Below are 21,893 nucleotides of genomic sequence, written 5' to 3' on the forward strand. Positions count from 1 at the left end.
GGGCTCTCACACGGCGCCGCCGCGTGTGCGACCGTGAGCCATGCTGCTTCGCCAACTGGAGTACCTGGTCGCCCTCGCCAGGGAACGGCACTTCGCCCGCGCCGCGGACGCCTGCTTCGTGTCGCAGCCCTCGCTGTCGGCCGGCATCCGCAAGCTGGAGCAGGAGCTGGACGTGCCGATCGTGCGGCGCGGCCGGCGCTTCGAGGGGCTGACCCCGGAGGGCGAGCGGGTGCTGCTGTGGGCGCACCGCATCCTGGCGGAACGGGACGCGCTGCGGCAGGAACTCTCCGAGATGCGCGGCGGGCTGACCGGCACGCTGCGGCTCGGCGCGATACCCACCGCGCTGACCGCCGCCTCCCTCCTGACGACGCCGTTCTGCGAGCGTCACCCGGGGGTGCGGGTCAGCCTGGAGTCGCTGTCCTCGCGGGAGATCAGCGACCGGCTCGCGGAGTTCGAACTCGACGTCGCGATGACGTACCTGGACGACGACGCCCTGCGGCACGTGCGCCGCTTCCCGCTCTACGAGGAGCGCTACCTGCTGCTCACCCCCGGGGACGGGCCGCTCGCGGCGCGCCCGTTGGCCCGCTGGGCGCAGGTGGCCGCGCTGCCGCTGTGCCTGCTGTCGCCCCGGATGCGGAACCGCCGGATCATGGACGACTGCTTCGCCGCGGACGGGGTCACCGCGTCCCCGGCCGTCGAGACCGACTCGGTCGCGGGGCTGTACGCGCATCTGGCCGGTTCCGGCGGGCGCTGGTCGAGCGTCATCTCCCATGCCTGGCTGCACATGTTCGGGGTGCCGGTGGGGATGCGCGTGGTGCCGCTGGAGGGGCCGGCGCACGGTCCGCGGGTGGGGCTGGTGATCGCCGACCGGCGGCCCGAACCCGTGCTGGCGAGGGCGTTGCTGGGGGTCGCCCGCCAGGCCCGGGTGCGCGACGCGCTGGACGCGCTGGTGGAGACGCATCTGGGCCGGTGAGCGCACCGGGAACGGCGTGGCGAACGAGCCGGCGAAGGGGCCGGCGAAAGACCCGGCGAAGGGCCCGGGGGTGCGGTGATAGGAGCGGGCTATCCCGCCATAGCGACGTTCGCTTTGACCCCCCTGCGGCCGGGCCGCGACCGTGAAGTGACCTTCCGTACCGTCCACTTCACGGATGAGGAGCCGCAGTCATGGCAAAGGTGCTATGCGTCCTGTACGACGACCCGGCCGAGGGCTACCCGACCACGTACGCCCGTGACGACCTGCCGCGCATCGACCGCTACCCCGGCGGTCAGACCACCCCCACGCCGCAGGCGACCGACTTCACCCCCGGCGCGCTCCTGGGCAGCGTCTCGGGCGAACTCGGCCTGCGCCGCTTCCTGGAGGAGCGCGGCCACACCCTCGTCGTCACCTCCGACAAGGACGGTGCCGGTTCGGTCTTCGACCGCGAGTTGGCCGACGCCGACGTGGTCATCTCCCAGCCCTTCTGGCCGGCCTACCTGACGCCCGAGCGCATCGCCGCGGCAAGGAACCTGAAGCTGGCCGTCACGGCGGGCATCGGCTCGGACCACGTCGACCTGGACGCGGCCGTCGCGCGCGGCATCACCGTCGCCGAGGTGACCTACTGCAACAGCATCAGCGTCGCCGAGCACGTGGTGATGATGACGCTGTCGCTGGTGCGCAACTACCTGCCCGCCCACCGGGTCGTCCTGGACGGCGGCTGGAACATCGCGGACTGCGTGGCCCGGTCGTACGACCTGGAGGGCATGCACGTCGGCACGGTCGCCGCGGGCCGGATCGGGCTGGCGGTGCTGCGCCGGCTGGCGCCCTTCGACGTGAAGCTGCACTACACCGACCGGCACCGGCTGCCGGAGGCCGTGGAGCGGGAGCTCGGGCTGACCTGGCACGAGAGCGCCGCCGACATGGTGCCGCACTGCGACGTCGTGACCGTCAACGCCCCGCTCCACCCGGAGACCGAGGGCCTCTTCGACGACAAGCTCATCGACACCATGAAGCGGGGCGCCTACCTCATCAACACCGCGCGGGCGCTGATCGTCGACCAGGACGCCATCGGCCGGGCGCTGCGGGACGGGCGGCTGGCGGGCTACGCGGGCGACGTCTGGTACCCGCAGCCGGCGCCCGCCGACCACCCCTGGCGCACCATGCCGCACCACGGGATGACCCCGCACATCTCCGGTTCCTCGCTGTCCGCCCAGGCCCGGTACGCGGCGGGCACCCGGGAGATCCTGGAGTGCTGGCTGGACGGCCGGCCGATCCGGGACGAGTACCTGATCGTCGCCGGCGGGGCGCTGGCGGGCACGGGGGCGCACTCGTACTCCATCGGCGGCTGAACGGGCCCCGGGCCCCGACCCGCAGGGCGCGCGGGTCGGGGCCCGGCCGGCGCCGGGGCCGGGGCCGTGCCGGCTCCGGCGCGGACCTCGCCCCCACCCCACCCCACCCCTCCCCTCCCGCGTCGGGCCGGCGGGAGGGAGAATCGACCTCATGACGGAGCGCAAGCCACCTGGCGTCCCCTTCGAGTCCTGGGTCGACAAGCAGATCCGGGAGGCGACGGAGCGCGGCGCCTTCGACGACCTGCCCGGCGCCGGGAAGCCGCTGCCCTCGTTGGACCGGCCCTACGACGAGCTGTGGTGGATCCGGGAGAAGATGGCCCGCGAGGGGCTGTCGCACCTCCCGGCCAGCCTCAGGCTGCGCAAGGAGGTGGAGGACGCGATGGAGGCCGCCTCCCGCGCCCCCTCCGAACGCGAGGTGCGCCGCATCGTCGAGGAGGTCAACGACAAGATCCGCACGGGGATCCGTACCCCGATGGACGGCCCGCCGCTCAATCTCGTCCCGTACGACGTGGAGGACGTCCTCGCGCGGTGGCGCGCCGAGCGGGGCTGACCGGCGGGTCGCGGTTGCGGGGCCCGGCCGGCTGAAAAATAGTCGGACTGTGACAGGGCGGCCACGGGTCAGGATTCCGGAAGGGCTCCGTGCGCGGTTCGCGGGCCTGCCGGGCCGGGCGCGCGCCCTGCGGACCGACGCGGAGCGACGGTTCCCGATCATCACCCGGCTCGGTTCCCGGCTGCTGACCGTCAACGTGCTGGACGCCGGCACCCGATTGGCCGCGCAGGTCTTCCTGACCGCGGTGCCGCTGCTCTTCGTCATCGCCTCCCTCGCGCCGGAGCACCTGCGCAGGGAACTGCTGGACTCGCTGGTGCGGGTGCTGGGGCTCTCCGGCCCCTCCCGGGAGCAACTGCGCTCGGTCTACGTGTCCGACCCGGGAAACCTGCGGCAGACGGTGGGCGTGGTGGGCACCCTGATGGCGCTGCTGTCCGCCACCGCGTGCAGCCGGGCGATGCAGCGGGTGTGCGAACGCGCCTGGCGCATGCCGAAGTCGGCGGCGAGGATCGCGGTGTGGCGCTGGTTCGCCTGGGTGTGCGCCGCGCTGTTCTACGTGGCGATCCAGGGGCCGCTGCGCGAGGGTTTCGGTGCCGGTCTCTGGCTCGGCGTTCCGCTGTCCCTGGTGAGCGCGGTGGGCATCTGGTGGTGGACCCAGCATCTGCTGCTGGGCGGCCGGATCGGCTGGTGGCCGCTGCTGCCGGGCGCGCTGCTCACGGCGGTCGTCCTGGAGGCCGCGGTGTTCGCGGCGCCGCTGTACGTGCCGACCGCCCTGAACCGCAGCCTGCGGGCGTACGGCTCGCTGGGCTCGGTGTTCACGCTGCTGTCCGGGCTGATCGCGCTGTGCGTCGTGGCGACCGTGTGCATCACCGTGGGCGCGGTGATGCACGGCGACCACCCCGGGGACGGCCGGGCCGTCCCCGCCCCGCCCGGTGGGAAGGGCGGGGCGGGGGAGGTGGGACGGGGGTCAGGCGGCCGGTGAGCGCTCCGGCTTGTAGTGGGCGAGCGCCCAGATGATGAAGATGTCCAGCGCGATCAGGATGATCGACCAGAACGGCAGGTAGGGCAGGTACAGGAAGTTCACGATGATGCCCAGGCCCGCCAGGACGACACCCATGACGCGCGACCAGAGCGCGGCGCCGCTGAGCAGTCCGGTGCCCGTGACCACCAGGAGCACCCCGAGGACCAGGTGGATCCATCCCCACCCGGTCAGGCTGAACTTGTAGACGTAGTCGCCGACGCGTGCGTACACGTTGTCCGCGGCGATCCCGGAGATGCCCTGGAAGATCGCCAGAACGCCGTCGACGAGCAACAGGACGCCGGCGAAGGTGACGCCGCCGTAGACCCAACCGTTCCGGTGGTTCCCGGTCTTGGGTGTCGTGCCGGTGGCTGCCATGGCTGCCTCCTCGGGTGATGGTGCTTCAGTGCCGCAGCGCCCGCTCCACCTGGGCCTTGACCGTGCCCGTCAGATCGCGGTTGCTGCGTACCGTGGCCTCGCCGGACTTCTGCGGGGCCACGTCGGCGACGTTGACCACGGCGGCGTCGAGGAGGTTCCCGCTGGCGTCGCGGAAGGTCACCTCGACGGTGTACGTGGCCTGCTTGTCGCCGCTGTTGGTGGCCGTGACCTGGGTCGTGGCCTTGCCGCCCTCGATGGACACGGCGCCGAGCGCGACGTCGTCCTTCGCGTTGACGCCGTTCTTGATCTTCGCCAGCTGGGACTGCGCGGCGGCGGTCGCCGAGGCGACGGCTTCCGCGCCCTCGGACACCAGCGAGGACGCGGCGGACGCGGCTTTCGACGCCTTCTCGGCGGGGGTGCTGTCGCTGTCCGAGCAGGCGCTCGCGGTGAGCGCGACGGCGGACAGTGCGACCGCCGCGCACACCGCGCGGCCCCGGTACGGCCTCGTCATTCCCTACCTCCACAGACTCATGCGCCTCAAATGGCACATAACTCACCATACGTATTAAATTGCCGTGTCGCGTGGTGAAGGAGAGGCGGCGGTGGCATGGCAGACGCAACGCCCGAAGGGCGCGACGATCTTGCCGAGCTGCGCGCCCGGCTGTCGGCACTGGAGGCGCGGGAGACCTCTCCCGCGGGCGCCGGACCGCAGGCCGCGCCGCCCCGCCGCCGGCAGCCCGTGCGGGCCTTCTTCTCGGCCCTGTTCATCGTCGTGGCCTGCGTCTTCGTCCCGCTGAGCGCGCTGGCCGTCTGGGTCGACTCCGAGGTCGGCGACACCGACCGCTACGTCGCCACCGTGGCGCCCCTGGCGAGCGACCCCGCCGTGCAGAACGCCGCGGCCAATCGCATCACCTCCGTGGTGATGCAGCAGATCGACCTCAAGCGCCTCCTCGACGACGTCGCCCCCCAGGACCGTCCCCGCCTCGACGAACTGCTGAACCGCCTCTCCGGCCCGCTGACCAGCGGCATCCAGAGCCTGGTGCACTCCACGGCGGAGAAGGTCGTCCGGAGCGACGTCTTCGAGACGGTGTGGACCGACGCCAACCGCCGGATCCACGACTCGCTGGACAAGGCGCTGACCGGCCAGGGGGGCGGCGCGGTCAAGCTCACCAACGACACCGTGGCCGTCGACCTCGCCCCCGTCATCGACCGGGTCAAGCAGCGGCTGGTCGACGCGGGCCTCACCATCGCCGCGAAGATCCCCGAGATCCACACCGACTTCACCGTCGTGCGCTCGGACAAGGTCGGCAAGATCAGGACCGCCTTCCGGCTGCTGCAGCTCGCCGGTTTCTGGCTGCCGATCGTCACCGTCGTCCTCGCGGCCGCGGGGGTGCTGCTCGCGATCCGCCGCCGGCGGGCCCTGGTCGCCGCCGCGCTGGGCTTCGCCGCCGCCGCGCTGGTGCTGGGCGCGGCACTGACGGTCTTCCGGGCGATCTACCTCGACGCGCTGCCCGCGAGCGTCGACCAGCAGGCCGCCGGGACGGTCTACGACACCCTGATCCGCTTCCTGCGCGCCACCGTCCGCGCCGTCTTCGTCCTCGGTGTCGTCGTCGCGCTGGGCGCCTGGCTGAGCGGGCCCGGCCGCCACGCCCGCCGGGCCCGCGGGGTGTGGGAGTCGGTGCTGGGCGGCGCGGGCGACGCGGCGCACCGGGTCGGACTGCGGACCGGGCCCGTCGGCCCGTGGCTCGTCCGACACAAGCTCCTGGTCGGCTGGATCGTCGTCGCGGCCGCGGCCCTCGCGCTCGCCTTCTGGTCCTATCCGACCGCCTGGGTCGTCCTCGGGCTGGCGCTCGCCGTCGTCTTCGTCCTGGCCGTCGTGGAGTTCCTGGCCCGGCCCGACTGACGCTCACCCGATCGCCCGCCCCGCGCTGCGCCGGGCAGGCCCTCGCCGGAGGCTGACGGGAGAGCCCGCCGGCGGAGGAGACCAGCCATGAGCCACACCCATCCGGCGGGCGGGCGATGACCTTCGGGCTGGCGCGCCGCCAGGTGCGGCCGCGGGTGCCGCTGCGACACGGCGAGGGGGACCGCTCCCTGCTCACCAGCGTGCAGGGGCTCGCCGCACTGTCGCTGGACGCCCTCAGTTCGGTGGCGTACGGCCCCGAGGCCATCGTGGTCGTGCTGATCGCCGCAGGGACCGCGGCGCTGACCGCGACCCTGCCGATCATGCTGGTCATCGCGGGGCTGCTGGTCGTCCTGGTGATCTCCTACGGCCAGGTCATCGCCGTTCACCCGGACGGCGGCGGCTCCTACGCCGTGGCCAAGAAGGACCTCGGGCGGCGGGTGAGCCTGCTGGCGGCGGCCAGTCTGGTCGTCGACTACATCCTCACCGTCGCCGTGAGCCTGGCCGCCGGCGCCGCCAGCCTCGCCTCCGCGTTCCCCTCCCTCACCCCGTACCTGCTGGAGATCTGCCTCGGCGGACTGGCCCTGCTGACGGTGGTGAACCTGCGGGGCGTCGCCGACAGCGCGCGGGTGCTGATGCTGCCCGCGGCGCTGTTCGTGCTGTGCGTCGGCGGGATCGTCGTCGCCGGCCTGCTGCGCGACCACCCCGTGGCCGTCGTCGGCACCCCGCAGCCCGTCCACGCCACGGAGGCGCTGAGCGTGCTGCTGGTCCTGAAGGCCTTCTCCTCCGGCTGTTCCGCCCTGACCGGGGTGGAGGCCATCGCCAACGCGGTGCCCTCCTTCCGGCCGCCCAAGGTGCGCCGCGCCCAGCGCACGGAACTGATGCTCGGCGCGCTGCTGGGGCTGATGCTGATCGGGCTGGCCTTCCTCATCCGCCGGGACGAGGTCGCCCCGCGCGGCGGCGTGACCCTGCTGGCCCAGCTGACCGCGGGCTCGTTCGGCACCGGGTGGCCGTACTACGTCAGCAACCTGCTGGTCACCCTCGTCCTCGGGCTGGCGGCGAACACCAGCTTCGGCGGCCTGCCGGTCCTGATGAGCCTGCTCGCCCGCGACAACCGCCTGCCGCACGTGTTCGGGCTGCGCGCCGAGCGGCCCGTCTACCGCTACGGCGTGGTCGCCCTGGCCGTGGTGGCGGCGCTGCTGATCATCGCCGTCGACGCGCAGACGCAGCGGCTCATCCCGCTCTACGCCATCGGGGTGTTCACCGGCTTCACCATCAGCCAGACCGGGCTCGTCCGGCACTGGGCCGGCCTGCGCCCGCGCCGGTGGCAGGCGCGTGCGGCGCTCAACGGCCTGGGCGCGCTGCTGACCGCGCTGGCCGGGGTGATCCTGGTGACCACCAAGTTCACCGAGGGCGCGTGGATGGTCGTCATCGTGGTGCCGCTGCTGATGCTGCTCTTCGCCCGCATCGAGCACTACTACGACGAGGTCGGCAGGGAACTCGGCCTGGGCACCGTCCCCGACCGGCCGCGGCGCACCGACAGCCTGGTCATCGTCCCGCTCGGCGGGGTCAGCCGCCTCGCCCGGCACGCGCTCACCGCCGCCATCGCCCTCGGCGACGAGGTCGTCGCGGTCACCGTGGAGCCGGACCCGGACAAGGCGCGGGAGCTGCTCGACACCTGGGCCCGCTGGCAGCCCGGCGTCCGCCTGGACGTCATCGAGAGCCCGCACCGCTCACTGGTGCTGCCGATCCTCTCCTACGTCCGCCGCATGTCGCGGGACGGCCGGCAGATCGCCGTCCTCATCCCCGAGGTCCAGCCGCGCCACGCCCGCTACCGCATCCTGCAGAACCAGCGCGGTGTCCTCCTCGCCACGATTCTGCGCTCCAGGACCGACGCCGTCGTGTGCCTGCTGCCGTACCGGCTGGACGTCTGAGGGGCGTGTGCGGCGCGGTGCGGTCAGCCGGCGCGGGTGACGGCGAGGGGGAGGGTGGCGTGGCCCGAGCCGCGCGACTCGAAGGAGGCGTCCTGGGGGAGGCCGGTGACGACGCCGTAGACCCCGATGGTGGTGCGTCCGGCCGGACCGGTGGCCAGGGCCCGGAGGCGGTACCGCTCGGTGCGCACGCCGCCGCGGGGCAGCGGGGTGCCGCCGGTGGTCACGTAGAGGACGCCCGCGTCGGTGGCGACGTGCAGCGGGTGGTCGCGCCAGGCGCCGGTCGCGGGGTCCCGGCGCTGCAGGACCAGCGCGGGGTCGCGCGGGGCCTCGTCGACCCAGTACGGCTCCATCGTCAGGCCCGTGGCGAACCGCGGGAAGTCGCGGGCGGTGTCGTTGCGCAGGGTCACGGTGAACTCGCGGGCCGCGCCGCCGCGGACGGGGCGCAGCACTCCCCCGGCGGTCGCCACGGAGACGGTGACCTCCGGCAGGACCGGGCGGGCGATGCGGGGCGCGCTGGTCCGGGGCGCGGCGGTGGTGCGCCGCGGGGTGGCGGACGGGGGCCGCGACGCGGACGCGGAAACGGATGGGGACGGGGCGGCGGAGGAGGAGCCGGAGGGCGCCGCCGTGGCGGACGGCGCCGCCGTGGAGGGGCTCGCCGTCGGAGCGCCGCCGGCCGTGGCCGCGCGTGGGCCGCAGCCCGTCGCGAGTCCCGCCGCGAGCGCGGTCGCGGCCACCGTCGTCACCAGTGCCGTGCCCGTCCGTCCCGTTCCGCGCCCCATGGTCCCCACCCCGTTCTCGGCTGTCGTTGCGCCGCACCGTAACCGGGCCGGTGAGCCCCGCCACCCGCAGGGGCCTCTTTGTGATCAAGCCGTTGCGCTTACCATCGCCGCCGTGAGAACCGATGCGCACAAGGGCGGCCGGGTCCTGGTCGCCGACGACGACGCTGCCATACGCCGGTCCCTGGAGCGGGGACTGCGGCTGGACGGCTTCTCGGTGAGCCTGGCCGACGGCGGGAGGGCCGCGCTCGCCGCCGTACGGGACGGGGCACCGGACGTGGTGGTCCTGGACATCTCCATGCCCGACCTCAGCGGGATCGAGGTGTGCCGCGCGCTGCGCGCGCAGGACAACGACGTCCCCGTGCTGATGCTCTCCGCCCTGGACGAGCCGGCCGACCGGGTCGCCGGGCTCCAGGCGGGCGGGGACGACTACCTGGTCAAGCCGTTCGCGCTGCAGGAACTGGTGCTGCGGCTGCGGGCGCTGCTGCGCCGCCGTCCCCCCGCCGCGAGCGGCCGGGTGCGTGCCGGGGGCCTGCTGATCGACCCGGCGACGCGGGACGCCCGGCTGGACGGGGAGCCGCTGGCCCTGACCCGGCGGGAGTTCGAGCTGCTGGAGGTCTTCGCGCGCAACGCCGGGCTGGTGCTCACCCGCGACCAGCTGCTGGACCGGGTCTGGGGTTACGACTTCGACGTGCGCACCGACGCCGTGGACACCTTCGTCAGCTACCTGCGGCGCAAGATGGAGGCCGGCGGCCGGGCGCGGATCCTGCACACGGTGCGCGGCGTCGGCTTCGTCCTGCGGGACGACCGCGCCGGCGGGGACGACCGCGCCGGCGGGGACGACCGCGCCGGCCGGGACGATCGGGGGAGTCGTTCGTGAGGCTCTCCACGCGGGTCGCGCTCGCCGTGGGCGTGGTCGTCCCGCTGCTCGTGCTCGCCTCCGGGGCCTTGCTCGTCCGGCTGGTCGCCGCCGACCTGCACGCGCAGCAGGACACCCATCTGCGGGAGCGCGCCACGGCCGTCGCCGCGGATGCCAAGGCCCTGCTGCGGGCCACCGCCGCGGACCGCCCGGCGGCCGAACAGGCGCGGACGCGCAGGCTTTTCAGCTCCGCGCTCGACGTGGGGATCCGGCTGACCGGCCCCGAGGGCACCGTGTCGGGCGGCCCTCAGCCGGACCCGTCCGCGACGCTGCCCGCCCGCGCGCCCTCCCCGGTCACGATCCGGGCCGGCGGCACCCGCTGGCGCGTGCTGTCGGTGCCGGTGAACGGCGGCCGCAAGGGCGTCCGCGGCACCCTGTGGCTGTTCTCGCCCGACGCCGCCACCGAGACCCAACTGCGCCAGGTGCGCCGCCGCGTGGTCACGGTGGCGCTGCTGGCCGCGCCCCCGTCCGGGCTGCTGGCCTGGGCGGCGGCGGGCCGTGCCGTCCGCCCGCTGCGCCGCCTCCAGCAGCGCGCGAGCGGGCTCGACCCGCGCGTCAGCGCCGTACGCCTGGACCACACCCCGGCCCGGATCACCGAGGTCGACGACCTGGCGCGCACCCTGCAGACCGTGCTCGCCCGCTACGACGAGCAGGCCGCCAGGACCGGAGAGGCCCTCGCGACCGCCCGCTCGTTCGCCGCGGTCGCCTCCCACGAACTGCGCAACCCGCTGATGAGCATGGGCACCAACCTCGACATCCTCGCCGGTCACCCGGACCTGCCGGACGCCGAACGTCGCGAGGTCGTCGACGACCTGCGCGATGAACACGCCCGAGTCCTCGGCCTGCTGGTCATGCTGCGCGCCCTCGCCCAGGGCGACCTCGTGGAGGAGGACGCCTTCGGCCCGGTCGACGCGGCCGAGCTCGTCGACGCCTCCGCGGCCGATCTGACGCGCCGCCACCCCGGGGCACGGGTGACGGTGACCACCGCGCCCGGACTGCTCGTCCACGGCTGGGAGCAGGGGCTGCGCTCGATGACCGACAACCTGCTGACCAACGCCGCCGTCCACGGCCGCGCCCCGGGAGGGGCGCCCGACATCGAGGTGACCCTGCGGCGCGGGCGGGACGAACGGGCCCCGGCCGTCGTCCTCACCGTCGACGACCACGGCCCCGGCATCCCGCCCGAGGCACGGGCGGCTGTCTTCGCCCGCTTCCACCGGCGTGCCGACAGCCCCGGTTCCGGGCTCGGACTGACCCTGGTGGCGCAGCAGATCGCGCTGCACCGGGGGGCGATCACCGTCCTGGACCGGCCGGACGGCGCGCCGGGCACGCGGTTCGAGATACGCCTCCCGCTCGGCGGCGTCCGCGACACCGAGCCGGCGACCCTGCCGCTGCTCCGCCGCGACTGGCTCTCCGAACGCGGCGGTGGGCCACAAGGTTTCCACAAAGACGCTCCCTAACGTCCGTCGCGAAGGCGCTCGGCGCTTCCGACCCGAAGGAGCACGTCATGCGACGCCGCACCACCGTCGTGGCCCTGGCCACCGTCGTCACCCTGCTGGGCCTCGCCGGCCCGGCCACCGCCGACAGCGGCGGCACCCCGGCCCCGGCCGCCACCCCCACCGGGGACGGGGCCAAGGCCCTGTGCAAGCGCGCCGGGAAGATCGACGCGCGCATCGACCGGGCCCTGAAGCGGCTGAACGGGCCGGTCACGCGGCGCGGTTCGATCGAGCGGCTGGAGAAGCGGGTCGCCAACGCCCGGGCCGCCGGGCACGACGAGATCGAGACCTACCTCGACGACCGGCTGACCTTCCGCAAGTCCCTGGTGCCGACGCTGGAGAAGCGCCGCACCGACCTCGCGCGGGTGCGCAGCTGGTGCGCCTCCCACGACAACGGCGCCGCCTCGTGATCCGCCGTCTCGCGGCACTGGCCGTGGCCGCGGCGGCCTGCGCGGGAGCGCTGACCGCTTGCGGCCCGTCCGGCGGTTCCGCCTCGGCCCCGACCGCGCCCGCCACCGCGCCCGCGGGTGACGCCCCGGCCCCTGCGGCGCCCTCGGGGTTCGCCCGCATCGTCGACGACGCGGAGAGCGCCGCCGCCGCGGCGGACTCCGACGCGGCCCGCGGGGACGACTGACGCTGCCGACGCCACCGCCCCGGCCCCGGCCCCGCCTACGACCGGCGGGTCAGCGGCGCCGGATGCCCGCGTGGAAGTCCGGGGTCCTGCGCGTGCCGCGGTCGACCGGTGCCGCGTTCCCGCCTCAGGGGCCGGGCGGGGCGGACTCCAGGCGGGCGCGGACGGTGGCCCAGTCCGGCGCGACCGGGGCCGCGCGCAGGGAACCCACCCCGAGGTCCTTGAAACCGCTGGACGTCGACACGCACACCACCGGCCCGTCGAAGCGGGCGGCGCCGTACTGGCGGAGCCCGGCCAGCCCGGCGGCGGAGGACAGCTCCGTCCACAGGCCCGCGCGGGCCAGCTCGGCGCGGGCCGCGGCCAGTTCGGCGTCCGTGACGAGCAGCGCCTCGCCGTCGCTGTCGCGTATCGCCCGCACCGCGCGGTAACTCCCCACCGAGCAGGCGATGGAGTACGCGTCCGTCGCGCCGACCGGCACGGAGGCCGCGGGCCGTCCCCCGCGGATGGCGGCGGCGAGCGGGCCGCCCGCGGCCGGCTCGCAGCTGAACAGGCGCGGGACGCCGGGGGCGAGGCCGAGGCGGCGGAGCTCGGCGAAGCCCTTGCCGATGCCGAAGAGCAGCTCCCCGTACCCGGTGGGGACGAACACCGCCGCCGGGACGCCGACGTCCCCGAAGATCTCGTACGCGACGGTCTTGTACCCCTCCGCGCCGAACGGGTGCCCGGTGTGGGTCAGGGTGGAGTTGCTGACCGGGTGGAGGCCGTACTCCTCGCTGATGCGCCGGACCAGCGGCCAGCGCGCCTCCACCGGGACGGGCAGCACGACGGCGCCGTAGGCGTGCAGGAAGGAGAGGACCGCGGGGGGCGCCTGCGGGGAGGTGAGGACGACGCAGCGCAGCCCGGCGCGGGCGGCGTAGGCGGCGGCGGATGCGCCGTGGTTGCCCGAGGAAGCGACGACCACGCCGGGCGCGCCCGTCGCGAGGGCGGCACTGACCGCGCAGCGGTTGAGGCGGTCCTTGTGGCTCCACGTGGGGTTGCGCGACTCGTCCTTGACCAGGACGCCGCGGCCGAGGTCGACCAGCGGCGTACGCCCTTCACCCAGCCCCGGCGCCGCGAGCGGTGGCAGCAGGGGCGCCCAGTGGTCGAGGCCGGCGCCCCGGGCGGAGTCGAACAGGCCGGCGGGCGTGCGGGCGTAGGCGTAGTCGACCTCGACCGGGTAGGAGACGGTGTCCGTGCTCGTCCGCGGACAGCCCTCGGTCAGCGGCGGCCACAGGGGATAGGCGATCGCGGGGTCGCCGAGCGAACGCTGGCCGGTGGCCAGGGAGTCCGTTGCCATGGTTCGAGCGTAGAGGCCCCGGGCCCGGGGATCACCCGGTACGTCTCGTAGAGTGCGGGTGCTGTGCCCGACTGTTCCCGCCGATGCCCGCCGACTTCCGAGGTGCCCCTGATGGACGACGCGTCCGCCCCCGTGGCCGTCGTCGGCATCGGCGCCGACGGCTGGGCGGGGCTGACCGCGGCGGGACGGCGGACGCTCGCCGGGGCCGAGGTCGTCATCGGCGGGCCGCGGCAGCTGGAGCTGCTGCCGTCCGAGGTGACCGCCGAACGGATCCCCTGGCCGTCGCCCCTGCGGCCGGCCGTGCCGGGGTTGCTCGCGGCCCACGCCGGGCGGCGGACGGCCGTCCTGGCCAGCGGGGACCCCATGTTCCACGGCATCGGGCGGACGCTGAGCGAGGTGCTGGGCGCCGACCGCCTGCTCGTGCTGCCGCACCCCTCGTCCGTGTCCTACGCGTGCGCCCGGCTCGGCTGGGCGGTGGAGGACACCGAGGTGGTCAGCCTGGTCGGACGTCCGCTGCCCGCGCTGGCGGGCGCGCTGCACGACGGGCGCCGGGTGCTGGTGCTGAGCCGTGGCGCGGACAGTCCCGCCGAGGTGGCCGGGCTGCTGCGCGAACGGGGCTTCGGTGCCAGCCGGTTGCGGGTGCTGGAGCAGCTGGGCTCGGCCCGCGAAGTGGTCCTGGACGGTACGGCCGACGACTGGCCGCATCCGCCCGGAGACCCCCTGAACATCGTCGCGGTGGAGTGCGCCGCGGCGCCGTCCACGCCGCGGCTGGGGCTCGTCCCCGGGCTGCCGGACGCCGCGTACGAGCACGACGGGCAGCTCACCAAGCGCCATGTACGGGCCGCGACCCTGGCCGCGCTCGCGCCCGCGCCCGGCGAGCTGCTGTGGGACGTGGGCGGCGGCTCGGGCTCGATCGCCGTCGAGTGGATGCGGGCACACCGCGCCTGCCGCGCGGTCACCGTCGAACGCGATCCCGTCCGCGCCGAGCGCATCGTACGGAACGCGGCGGCGCTCGGCGTCCCCGCGCTGCGGGTGGTGACCGGCGCGGCCCCGGCGGCGCTGGACGGACTGCCCGTGCCCGACGCCGTCTTCGTCGGCGGCGGGCTCACCGCGCCCGGCCTCCTGGAGACCTGCTGGGCGGCCTTGCGGCCGGGCGGGCGGCTGGTCGCCAACACCGTCACGCTGGAGTCCGAGGCCCTGCTCGCGCAGTGGTACGCCCGGCACGGCGGCGAACTCGTCCGGCTCGCCGTCGCGCACGCCGCCCCGGTCGGCGGCTTCACGGGCTGGCGCCAGGCCATGCCCGTCACCCAGTGGTCCGCCGTCAAACCCGTGGGAGCGCAGCCATGACCGTCCACTTCATCGGTGCGGGACCCGGTGCCGCCGACCTGATCACCTTGCGCGGGCAGCGGGTGCTGGCCCGCAGCAAGGTCTGCCTGTACGCGGGCAGCCTCGTCCCGCGCGAACTCCTCGCGGAGTGCCCGCCGGACGCCCGGCTGGTCGACACCGCGCAGCTGACGCTCGATCAGATCACCGAGGAGCTGGTCCGCGCCCACGAGGAGGGCCACGACGTGGCCCGGCTGCACTCGGGCGACCCCTCCGTGTTCAGCGCCGTCGCCGAGCAGATGCGCCGGCTCGACGCGGCGGGCGTCCCGTACGAGGTCGTACCCGGTGTTCCCGCCTTCGCGGCCGCGGCCGCGGCGCTGAAGCGGGAACTGACCGTGCCGACCGTCGGCCAGACCGTCATCCTCACCCGGATCGCGCAGCAGGCCACGCCCATGCCGGAGGGCGAGGACCTGGCGACCCTGGGCCGCAGCGGCGCCCTGATCGTGCTGCACCTGGCATCCCGCTACGTGGACCGGGTGGTGGCCGAACTCATGCCGCACTACGGGGCCGACTGCCCGGCAGCCGTCGTCGCGATGGCCTCGCGCCCCGACGAGTTGGTGCTGCGCGGAACGCTCGGCGACATCGCGGAGCAGGTCAAGGCGGCCGGGGTGGTCCGCACTGCGGTGATCATGGTGGGCCGGACGCTGGGCGCGGAGCAGTTCCGCGACAGCCACCTCTACTCGGCCGAGCGCGTCCACCGGCACGCGGCCGACTGCGGCGCCTCCTCGTAACGGCGCCTCCTCGTAACGGGGCCTGGTCATCGGGCCGGAGGCGGTGCGGGGTCCGTTTCCGGCTTTCCCGCCGTCTCGCGCCCGTCGGGCGCAAAGCGGCGGGCTGCGGATGGGAGGGTGGGGGCGGGGCCCACGTGGCGGTGTGCGGGTGGGTGCGTGGCCGGGGTTCAGGCGCCGGAGCGGGGTCCGTTGTTCATGGGCACGGGTCTCGTTTCCGTCCGCGGGTAGAGATGGCTGGTTGCCACGCCCACCCTTCGTGGGTGCCGCGCCTGCCGTAACCGGCGTCTGCGGGTAATTCCCCGACAGGGATTGGGCTCGGTGGGTGGCCTTCTCGAGATCGGGCTCTGTTTCGCCGACATAGTCGGTGAAAGCGGGCCCGATGTCCCCTAGCGCCAAGAACGGGCTCTGTTCCGCCGAACATATCGGCGAAAGTGAGCCCGATGTCCCGCCCGCCCCCACCAGCACCTCGAAGCAGCCGCAGACGCGGGCTACGGCGGGCGCGCCCACCACCGGCGGTAGGCGTGGAAGCGGCCGTCTATACGCGCGGACGGCAACGACACCCCAACCGCCGGAAAGGCACCCCGCTCCGGCGCCTGAACCCCGGCCACCCACCCGCTCGCACACGCCCGACGAGGGCCCGCCCCACCCTCCCATCCGCAGCCCGCCGCTGTGCGACCGAAGGGAGCGAGACGCCGGGACAGCCGACCCACCCGCACCGTCAGCCGGCCCGGCCGACGATCGTGCCGGCGCGGTCGACGCAGATGACGTCGACCGCGACGGGGGCCTCGCGCAGGACGCCCGTGGCGGTGTGGCGGGCGGCCTCGGCGACGAGGTCACCGAGCGGGACGCCCTGCGCCAGGCACAACTGGACCGCCTGCAGGCCGGTGTTGGCCGTGGCGACGGCCTCGGTCAGGGCCTCGTCGGCACCGCCGCGGCGGGCGAGGTCAGCGAGGAAGCCCTTGTCGACCTGGGAGCGCGAGGAGTGCAGGTCCAGGTGGCCCGCGGCCAGCTTGGACAGCTTGGCGAAGCCGCCGGCGATCGTGAGCCGCGGCACCGGATGGCGGCGCAGGTACTTCAGCACGGCGCCCGCGAAGTCCCCCATGTCGAGCAGCGCGTCCTCGGGCAGGCCGTGCACGGCGACCGCGACCTTCTCCGAGGTCGACCCCGTGCAGCCCGCGACATGCGTGCGCCCCGCGGCCCGCGCCACGTCCACCCCGCGCCGGATGCTGTCGATCCACGCCGAGCAGGAGTACGGCACCACGATGCCGGTGGTGCCCAGCACCGAAAGGCCGCCGAGTATGCCGAGGCGCGGGTTCCACGTCCTGCGGGCCAGCTCCTCGCCGCCGTCGATGGCGACGGTGATCTCCACGTCACCCAGGGTGCCGTACCGGGCGGCGACCTCCGCGACATGGTCGCGCATCATCGTGCGCGGGACGGGGTTGACGGCGGGCTCGCCGACGACCAGGGGAAGTCCGGGCCGGGTGACCGTGCCGACGCCCGGGCCCGCGCGGAAGACGACCCCGGTGCCGGGGGCGCCGTGCCGCACGGTGGCCCGGACGAGCGCGCCGTGGGTGACGTCGGGGTCGTCGCCCGCGTCCTTCACGACGCCGGCCATGGCCCAGCCCTCGCCGCGCTCCTCCACCGCGAGGGCGAAGGCGGGCCGCTGCCCCTTGGGCAGGGTGATCGTCACCGGGTCGGGGAACTCCCCGCCCAGCAGGGCGGTGTACGCGGCGGTGGCGGCCGCCGTCGCGCAGGCGCCGGTGGTCCAGCCGTGCCGCAGCCCGGTCCGTTCCAGCTGGGCGCTCCGGCCGCCGCTCACCGCGCACCGTAGGGTGCGGGGATGACCGGCAGACAGCGGCACGTCCTCGTCCTGGGCGGCACCACCGAGGGGCGCCGCCTCGCGGAGGCGCTGGCCGCCGACCCGGCGGCGTGGCGGGTGACCAGCTCGCTCGCGGGGCGGGTGGAACGGCCGCGGCTGCCGCCCGGGGAGGTGCGCACCGGCGGATTCGGCGGCCCCGCGGGGCTCGCGGCGTGGCTGCGCGCGCACGCGGTCGACGTGGTCATCGACGCCACCCATCCTTTCGCCGGGACGATGTCCTTCAACGCCGCCGAGGCGGCCTCGGCCACCCATGTTCCCCTGCTCGCCCTGCGCCGCCCCGGCTGGGTCGGCGGCCCCGGGGACCGCCGGCACCCGGTGGCCTCGCTGGCCGAGGCGGCCGCTGTGCTGCCGGGGCTCGGGCGGCGGGTCTTCCTCACCACGGGCCGTACGGGACTGGGGGCCTTCGCCGGGGTCACCGACCTGTGGTTCCTGGTGCGTTCGGTGGACGCCCCGGAGCCGCCGCACCCGCCGCTGATGGAGGTGCTGCTGGACCGGGGCCCGTTCACCCTGGACGGGGAGCTGGAGCTGATGCGCCGGCACCGCGTCGACGTACTGGTCACCAAGGACAGCGGCGGCACCGCCACCGCGCCCAAGCTGACGGCCGCCCGCGAACTGGGCCTGCCCGTGGTCGTCGTGGAGCGCCCGCCGGTCCCGGAGGGCGTCCCCGTCGTCCCGGACGTGCCGGGCGCGCTGGGGTGGCTCCGCGCGCACGGCCTGAGCGGGCGTCCCGGGCGCCCCGGGCGTCAGGCCGGGTAGCGCCGCGGCGTCCACACCACCGTGGTGCCGTCGCCGCGCCGTACCGCCCGCGTCTGCGACGAGCCGACCAGCAGCACGCACCGCATGTCGACGGTCGCCGGGTCCAGATTCTCCAGCGTCGTGACCCGTACGGCCTGCTCGGGGCCGCCGACGTCGCGGGCGACGACCACGGGCGTCCCCGGCACACGGCCCTCCCGCAGCACCTTCAGCGCGGTCTCCAGCTGCGTCTTGCGGCTGTGCGAGGCCGGGTTGTACAGCGCGAGCACGAGGTCGGCGGCCGTGGCGGCGCGCAGCCGTTCCTCGATCACCGTCCACGGCTTGAGGCGGTCGGAGAGGGACACGACCGCGTAGTCGTGGCCGAGGGGCGCGCCCGCGAGCGCCGCCGCCGACTGGGCGGCGGTGATACCGGGCACGACTCGTACGCGGACGCCGAGGTAGGGCTCGGCGGAGGCGGCCTCCAGCACGGCCGTGGCCATGGCGAAGACGCCCGGGTCGCCGGAGGACACCACGGCGACCTTCCGCCCGCGCCGGGCGAGGTCGAGGGCGAACTCGGCGCGTTCGGCCTCGACGCGGTTGTCGGAGGCGTGCCGCGACTGCCCGGGGCGGACCGGGACGCGGTCCATGTAGGTGGTGTAGCCGACGAGTTCGTCGGCCCCGGCCAGCGCGGACCTCGCCTCCGGCGTCAGCCACATCGGCCCGGCCGGGCCGAGCCCGACGACGACGACCTCGCCGTCGCCCGCGGACGGGTCCGCGGCGGGCCGCTCGTCGACGCGGCTGGGCAGCACGGCGACGGCGAAGTAGGGCACGGACTCCGGGTCCACGTCGGCGATCATGTCCAGCCGTTCGGCCTCCATGGTGGCCCGCTCGACGTAGTGCGCGTCCGCCAGCCGTCCGGCCGTCTCCAGGGCGCGGCGTACGGCGGGGAAGGTGCGGCCGAGCTTCATCACGGCCGCCGCGTCGGCCGTCGCGAGGCGCGCGGCCAGCTCCTCCTCCGGCAGGGTGCCGGGCAGGATCGTCAGCACCTCCTCGCCCTCCACCAGCGGGCGCCCGATGCGGGCGGCGGCGGCACTGACGGAGGTGACGCCGGGGATCACCTCGGCCGGGTAGCGGTCGGCGAGCCGCTTGTGCATGTGCATGTAGGAGCCGTAGAAGAGCGGGTCGCCCTCGGCGAGGACGGCGACGGTGCGCCCGGCGTCCAGGTGCGCGGCGAGCAGCTCGGCGGACTCGGCGTAGAAGTCGTCGAGCGCGCCCCGGTAGCCGCCGGGGTGGTCGGTGGTCTCCGTCGTGATGGGGTACATCAGCCGCTCCTCGATCTGCTCGGGGCGGATGTGCGCCGCGGCGATGGAGCGGGCGATGCTGCGGCCGTGCCGGGCGCAGTGGTACGCGATGACGTCGGCGGAGCGGATGACCTCCACGGCCCGCACGGTCATCAGGGAGGGGTCGCCGGGGCCGAGGCCCACTCCGTAGAGACGGCCGGTGGTCATAGGATTTCGCTTTCGGTCGCAAGGGCGTTGAGGGCGGCCGCCGCCAGGGCGCTGCCGCCGCGCCGCCCCCGCACCACCAGGTGCTCCAGGCGGGAGGGGTGCGCGGCCAGGGCGTCCTTGGACTCGGCGGCGCCGACGAAACCGACGGGCACGCCGATGACCGCGGCGGGGCGCGGTGCGCCCGCCTCGATCATCTCCAGCAGCCGGAACAGCGAGGTCGGGGCGTTGCCGACGGCGACGACGGCGCCTTCCAGGCGGTCCCGCCACAGCTCCATGGCGGCGGCGCTGCGGGTGGTGCCGAGTTCGGCGGCGAGCGCCGGGACGGCGGGGTCGGACAGGGTGCAGACCACCTCGTTGTCCGCGGGCAGCCGCCCCCGGGTGACGCCGCTGGCGACCATCTGCACGTCGCACAGGATCGGCGCCCCGGCGCGCAGCGCGGCGCGCGCGTCGGCGACCACGGACGGGCTGAAGGCCAGGTCCCGTACGAGGTCGGTCATGCCGCAGGCGTGGATCATGCGGACGGCGACCTGCGCCACGTCCGGCGGCAGGCCGTCGAGTTCCGCCTCGGCCCGGATGATGGCAAAGGACTGACGGTAGATCTCCGGTCCGTCCTTCTCGTACTCGATCACGTCGTCCTCGGGAGTGGTGGGGTGCTGGTGCGGCGGGCGGTGTCCAGGACGCCGGGCAGGTCCCGGACGGTGGTTGCCGAGGCGGTGCCGGCCACGGCGACGCGGTAGCGGCCGTCGGCCCCGGCGACGACGTCGACCCAGGCGCCGTCCGGGTGGCCGCAGCGGCGTTCGCAGCCGGAGAGGTGCACGGGCAGGAGGCGGTGTCCGGGCTCGGGGAGGGCGTCGCGCAGCGCGGCCTCGGCGTCGGCCCGTACGTCCGCGAGCGACTTGGCGCATCCGGGTCGTCCCGCGCAGGCGGTCACGCCGCGCCACGGCGACTCCTCGCCGGTCAGGAAGCCGGCCGCCGCCAGGCGGTCCAGCGTCTCCCGCGCGGCGGAGGGCGGCAGGCCCGGGAGGACGACGCCGCGCCAGGGCGTGACCCGCAGTTCGCCGTCGCCGGAGCGTGCCGTCTCCGCGAGCAGCCGCCAGGCCCCGGTGGTGAGGCGGCCCAGGCGTACGCCCACGGACAGCGCGCAGGTGGTTCCGTCGGGGTGCGGGACGAGACCGATCCGGGGCGGGCCGCCCGCGGTCCCGTTCGCGCAGGCGTCCGGGGGGCCGACGGGTGGGGCGCCTTCCGCGTGCAGCCGTGCGGCGAGTGCGGTGCCGTCCGGGTCGAGGTCGGCGATCCGCCAGGCCCGGGCGCCGCGTTCGGCGGCGAGCGTGAGGAAGGTCTCGGCGGCGCGTACCGCCCAGCGTGGGGCCTCGTCGGCCGGCACCTCGGCGACGGGCCGCCCGGCGAGGCGGAGTTCGGCGGTGGCGGCGCCGGGCCGCGCGATCAATGTCACATCGGCGCCGAGGGCGGCGGTGTCGCCGCGGCCGTCGTCGAGGGCGAACAGGAAGCGCCCGGAGAGCCCGGCGCCGCCCGGGCTCGCGCAGAGCAGGGCGTCCAACTCCCGTATCCATCGGCGCAGGTCACCGTGCCCGCGGCCGTCGAGTCCGGCGAGGGGCGAGGCGACGACGTTGCGGGCCCGCTCGTGCGCCCATGACGGCAGCAGGCCCGCCCCGCCGAGCAGCTCGGCCAGGTCGGCGCCCGCGCCGGGGTCGCGCAGCCCGCGGAGCTGGAGGTTCCCGCGGGAGGTGAGGTCGATGCGGCCGTCGCCGAGCCGGTCCGCGGCGACCGCCGGCGCATCGGCCTGACGTATCGTCAGCAGGCCGCCGGGGATGCGGATCCGGGCCAGTCCGCCGTCGTCGGCGGCGTGCAGCCGCAGCGCGCCGGGGCAGGCGTCGTCGCGTCCGCGCCCCGCCGTCGCTGCGGCGAAGGCGCCGCTCACGGGGGATTCGGAGGGCGACGGCATGGCCGCGAGCATACCCGCGGCCACCAGCGGGCTGTACGGACCGTACGGCCTCCGTGACGGCCGTGGACCTGTCCCGGGGACCGCCGTGGCATCGCGTCGCCCGGTACCCGCATCCGCCGCGTCCGCCCCGGCCGCCGACGCTCTCCGCCGTTCCCTCCGCCCCGGGTGTCCCGCGCCGGGGCACCTCCACCGGCCTTGTGCGTTCCGCGCGCTCCGGACGGTGTTCCTTCCCCCACAGAGATCCGAAAGACGGGCCGAAGCCCCTTACTATGCTGCCCGGGCAGGTCTGTCGGCCGCGCCCACGCCATCGACGGCATCAGCGGAGGAAACCGGTGCGATTCCGGTGCGGTCCCGCCACTGTCACCGGGGCCGGCGTGCGAACGCCGGGCCACGGGAGCCAGGAACTCCCGCCGTCATCCACCGGCCCGGGGCGCGGACCCCGA

The 21,893-nt window shown here is 75.2% G+C and carries 21 protein-coding genes and 1 riboswitch; of the genes, 13 read left to right on the forward strand and 8 right to left on the reverse strand.

The genetic code is table 11. The features are described 5' to 3' along the window. The first annotated feature begins 40 nt into the window (after positions 1-40). From AB0F62_RS09280 to AB0F62_RS09295, 4 genes are all read left to right on the forward strand, one after another. A complete protein-coding gene (locus tag AB0F62_RS09280; protein ID WP_361794297.1) occupies positions 41-973 on the forward strand; it encodes a LysR family transcriptional regulator in 933 nt (310 codons plus the stop codon). 191 nt (positions 974-1,164) lie between these two features. After that, positions 1,165-2,325, forward strand: a complete 1,161-nt coding sequence (locus AB0F62_RS09285; protein WP_361794300.1) for an NAD-dependent formate dehydrogenase — start codon at positions 1,165-1,167, stop codon at positions 2,323-2,325. Between the two features lie 151 nt (positions 2,326-2,476). Further along, positions 2,477-2,875 (forward strand): DUF1992 domain-containing protein, encoded by a 399-nt coding sequence (locus AB0F62_RS09290; RefSeq protein WP_361794303.1) that lies wholly within the window; start codon positions 2,477-2,479, stop codon positions 2,873-2,875. A 49-nt stretch (positions 2,876-2,924) separates the two neighbouring features. Next, on the forward strand, positions 2,925-3,854 hold the full coding sequence (locus AB0F62_RS09295; protein ID WP_361794306.1) for a ribonuclease BN: 930 nt from the start codon (positions 2,925-2,927) through the stop codon (positions 3,852-3,854). On the opposite strand, the gene AB0F62_RS09300 is transcribed toward AB0F62_RS09295, so the two are convergent. Both AB0F62_RS09300 and AB0F62_RS09305 read right to left on the reverse strand, forming a co-directional pair. Continuing rightward, a complete protein-coding gene (locus AB0F62_RS09300) occupies positions 3,840-4,268 on the reverse strand; it encodes a hypothetical protein (protein WP_361794309.1) in 429 nt (142 codons plus the stop codon). The two genes, AB0F62_RS09295 and AB0F62_RS09300, sit on opposite strands and share 15 nt — an antisense overlap. A gap of 25 nt (positions 4,269-4,293) precedes the next feature. Further along, a complete protein-coding gene (locus AB0F62_RS09305; protein ID WP_361794312.1) occupies positions 4,294-4,779 on the reverse strand; it encodes an FxLYD domain-containing protein in 486 nt (161 codons plus the stop codon). Positions 4,780-4,875: 96 nt separating this feature from the next. On the opposite strand from AB0F62_RS09305, the gene AB0F62_RS09310 reads away from it, so the two are divergent. Both AB0F62_RS09310 and AB0F62_RS09315 read left to right on the forward strand, forming a co-directional pair. Beyond that, positions 4,876-6,171, forward strand: coding sequence for a hypothetical protein (locus AB0F62_RS09310; protein ID WP_361794315.1), 1,296 nt, complete (start codon positions 4,876-4,878; stop codon positions 6,169-6,171). Positions 6,172-6,287: 116 nt separating this feature from the next. Further along, positions 6,288-8,102: an APC family permease gene (locus tag AB0F62_RS09315; RefSeq protein ID WP_361794318.1), complete on the forward strand. Its 1,815-nt coding sequence runs from the start codon at positions 6,288-6,290 to the stop codon at positions 8,100-8,102. A gap of 23 nt (positions 8,103-8,125) precedes the next feature. Here AB0F62_RS09315 and AB0F62_RS09320 read toward each other — a convergent pair whose 3' ends face one another. Then, positions 8,126-8,881 (reverse strand): hypothetical protein, encoded by a 756-nt coding sequence (locus AB0F62_RS09320; protein ID WP_361794321.1) that lies wholly within the window; start codon positions 8,879-8,881, stop codon positions 8,126-8,128. A 112-nt stretch (positions 8,882-8,993) separates the two neighbouring features. Here AB0F62_RS09320 and AB0F62_RS09325 point away from each other — a divergent pair, with 112 nt between their 5' ends. The 4 genes from AB0F62_RS09325 to AB0F62_RS09340 are packed head-to-tail and all read left to right on the forward strand — an operon-like array spanning position 8,994 to position 11,924. Next, positions 8,994-9,758, forward strand: coding sequence for a response regulator transcription factor (locus AB0F62_RS09325; RefSeq protein ID WP_361794324.1), 765 nt, complete (start codon positions 8,994-8,996; stop codon positions 9,756-9,758). Next, positions 9,755-11,254, forward strand: coding sequence for a HAMP domain-containing sensor histidine kinase (locus AB0F62_RS09330; RefSeq protein WP_361794327.1), 1,500 nt, complete (start codon positions 9,755-9,757; stop codon positions 11,252-11,254). Before AB0F62_RS09325 ends, AB0F62_RS09330 begins: the two co-directional genes overlap by 4 nt. Before the next feature lie 47 nt (positions 11,255-11,301). Continuing rightward, positions 11,302-11,700, forward strand: coding sequence for a hypothetical protein (locus AB0F62_RS09335; protein WP_361794330.1), 399 nt, complete (start codon positions 11,302-11,304; stop codon positions 11,698-11,700). Beyond that, on the forward strand, positions 11,697-11,924 hold the full coding sequence (locus AB0F62_RS09340) for a hypothetical protein (RefSeq protein WP_361794333.1): 228 nt from the start codon (positions 11,697-11,699) through the stop codon (positions 11,922-11,924). The genes AB0F62_RS09335 and AB0F62_RS09340 overlap by 4 nt, the downstream gene beginning before the upstream one ends. Before the next feature lie 124 nt (positions 11,925-12,048). Here AB0F62_RS09340 and AB0F62_RS09345 read toward each other — a convergent pair whose 3' ends face one another. After that, the gene (locus AB0F62_RS09345) at positions 12,049-13,254 is read right to left on the reverse strand and encodes a pyridoxal-phosphate dependent enzyme (RefSeq protein WP_361794336.1); all 1,206 of its coding nucleotides are present in this window, start codon (positions 13,252-13,254) and stop codon (positions 12,049-12,051) included. 111 nt (positions 13,255-13,365) lie between these two features. On the opposite strand from AB0F62_RS09345, the gene cbiE reads away from it, so the two are divergent. Together cbiE and cobM are read left to right on the forward strand one after the other, a co-directional pair. Further along, positions 13,366-14,601: a precorrin-6y C5,15-methyltransferase (decarboxylating) subunit CbiE gene (gene cbiE / locus AB0F62_RS09350; protein WP_361794339.1), complete on the forward strand. Its 1,236-nt coding sequence runs from the start codon at positions 13,366-13,368 to the stop codon at positions 14,599-14,601. Next, positions 14,598-15,368, forward strand: a complete 771-nt coding sequence (cobM, locus tag AB0F62_RS09355; protein ID WP_361794342.1) for a precorrin-4 C(11)-methyltransferase — start codon at positions 14,598-14,600, stop codon at positions 15,366-15,368. The genes cbiE and cobM overlap by 4 nt, the downstream gene beginning before the upstream one ends. A 718-nt stretch (positions 15,369-16,086) precedes the next feature. On the opposite strand, the gene AB0F62_RS09360 is transcribed toward cobM, so the two are convergent. After that, on the reverse strand, positions 16,087-17,187 hold the full coding sequence (locus AB0F62_RS09360; RefSeq protein WP_361794345.1) for a cobalt-precorrin-5B (C(1))-methyltransferase: 1,101 nt from the start codon (positions 17,185-17,187) through the stop codon (positions 16,087-16,089). Positions 17,188-17,208: 21 nt separating this feature from the next. Between AB0F62_RS09360 and AB0F62_RS09365 the strand changes: the two genes are divergently transcribed. Next, a complete protein-coding gene (locus tag AB0F62_RS09365) occupies positions 17,209-18,003 on the forward strand; it encodes a cobalt-precorrin-6A reductase (RefSeq protein WP_361794348.1) in 795 nt (264 codons plus the stop codon). On the opposite strand, the gene AB0F62_RS09370 is transcribed toward AB0F62_RS09365, so the two are convergent. Genes AB0F62_RS09370 through cobG form a run of 3 tightly spaced genes read right to left on the reverse strand, consistent with a single transcriptional unit; the run spans position 17,991 to position 21,450 of the window. Further along, positions 17,991-19,487, reverse strand: a complete 1,497-nt coding sequence (locus tag AB0F62_RS09370) for a precorrin-2 C(20)-methyltransferase (RefSeq protein WP_361794351.1) — start codon at positions 19,485-19,487, stop codon at positions 17,991-17,993. The genes AB0F62_RS09365 and AB0F62_RS09370 overlap by 13 nt on opposite strands. After that, complete coding sequence (locus tag AB0F62_RS09375) at positions 19,484-20,116, reverse strand: precorrin-8X methylmutase (protein ID WP_361794354.1); 633 nt, start codon at positions 20,114-20,116, stop codon at positions 19,484-19,486. Before AB0F62_RS09375 ends, AB0F62_RS09370 begins: the two co-directional genes overlap by 4 nt. Continuing rightward, positions 20,113-21,450, reverse strand: coding sequence for a precorrin-3B synthase (cobG, locus tag AB0F62_RS09380; RefSeq protein WP_361794357.1), 1,338 nt, complete (start codon positions 21,448-21,450; stop codon positions 20,113-20,115). Before cobG ends, AB0F62_RS09375 begins: the two co-directional genes overlap by 4 nt. A 322-nt stretch (positions 21,451-21,772) precedes the next feature. Then, positions 21,773-21,857, forward strand: a riboswitch (cobalamin riboswitch). The last annotated feature ends 36 nt before the right edge of the window (positions 21,858-21,893 follow it).

The organism is Streptomyces sp. NPDC026673, from assembly GCF_040638135.1.
Taxonomy (GTDB): domain Bacteria; phylum Actinomycetota; class Actinomycetes; order Streptomycetales; family Streptomycetaceae; genus Actinacidiphila.

Bases quoted from the DNA above. Each gene is read 5' to 3' on its own strand.
- AB0F62_RS09335 (WP_361794330.1), top strand. From the start codon at position 11,302: ATGCGACGCCGCACCACCGTCGTGGCCCTGGCCACCGTCGTCACCCTG.
- AB0F62_RS09365 (WP_361794348.1), top strand. From the start codon at position 17,209: ATGACCGGCAGACAGCGGCACGTCCTCGTCCTGGGCGGCACCACCGAG.
- AB0F62_RS09305 (WP_361794312.1), bottom strand. From the start codon at position 4,779: ATGACGAGGCCGTACCGGGGCCGCGCGGTGTGCGCGGCGGTCGCACTG.
- AB0F62_RS09285 (WP_361794300.1), top strand. From the start codon at position 1,165: ATGGCAAAGGTGCTATGCGTCCTGTACGACGACCCGGCCGAGGGCTAC.
- AB0F62_RS09310 (WP_361794315.1), top strand. From the start codon at position 4,876: ATGGCAGACGCAACGCCCGAAGGGCGCGACGATCTTGCCGAGCTGCGC.
- AB0F62_RS09315 (WP_361794318.1), top strand. From the start codon at position 6,288: ATGACCTTCGGGCTGGCGCGCCGCCAGGTGCGGCCGCGGGTGCCGCTG.
- AB0F62_RS09320 (WP_361794321.1), bottom strand. From the start codon at position 8,881: ATGGGGCGCGGAACGGGACGGACGGGCACGGCACTGGTGACGACGGTG.
- cbiE (WP_361794339.1), top strand. From the start codon at position 13,366: ATGGACGACGCGTCCGCCCCCGTGGCCGTCGTCGGCATCGGCGCCGAC.
- AB0F62_RS09300 (WP_361794309.1), bottom strand. From the start codon at position 4,268: ATGGCAGCCACCGGCACGACACCCAAGACCGGGAACCACCGGAACGGT.
- AB0F62_RS09345 (WP_361794336.1), bottom strand. From the start codon at position 13,254: ATGGCAACGGACTCCCTGGCCACCGGCCAGCGTTCGCTCGGCGACCCC.
- AB0F62_RS09290 (WP_361794303.1), top strand. From the start codon at position 2,477: ATGACGGAGCGCAAGCCACCTGGCGTCCCCTTCGAGTCCTGGGTCGAC.
- cobG (WP_361794357.1), bottom strand. From the start codon at position 21,450: ATGCCGTCGCCCTCCGAATCCCCCGTGAGCGGCGCCTTCGCCGCAGCG.
- cobM (WP_361794342.1), top strand. From the start codon at position 14,598: ATGACCGTCCACTTCATCGGTGCGGGACCCGGTGCCGCCGACCTGATC.
- AB0F62_RS09280 (WP_361794297.1), top strand. From the start codon at position 41: ATGCTGCTTCGCCAACTGGAGTACCTGGTCGCCCTCGCCAGGGAACGG.
- AB0F62_RS09370 (WP_361794351.1), bottom strand. From the start codon at position 19,487: ATGACCACCGGCCGTCTCTACGGAGTGGGCCTCGGCCCCGGCGACCCC.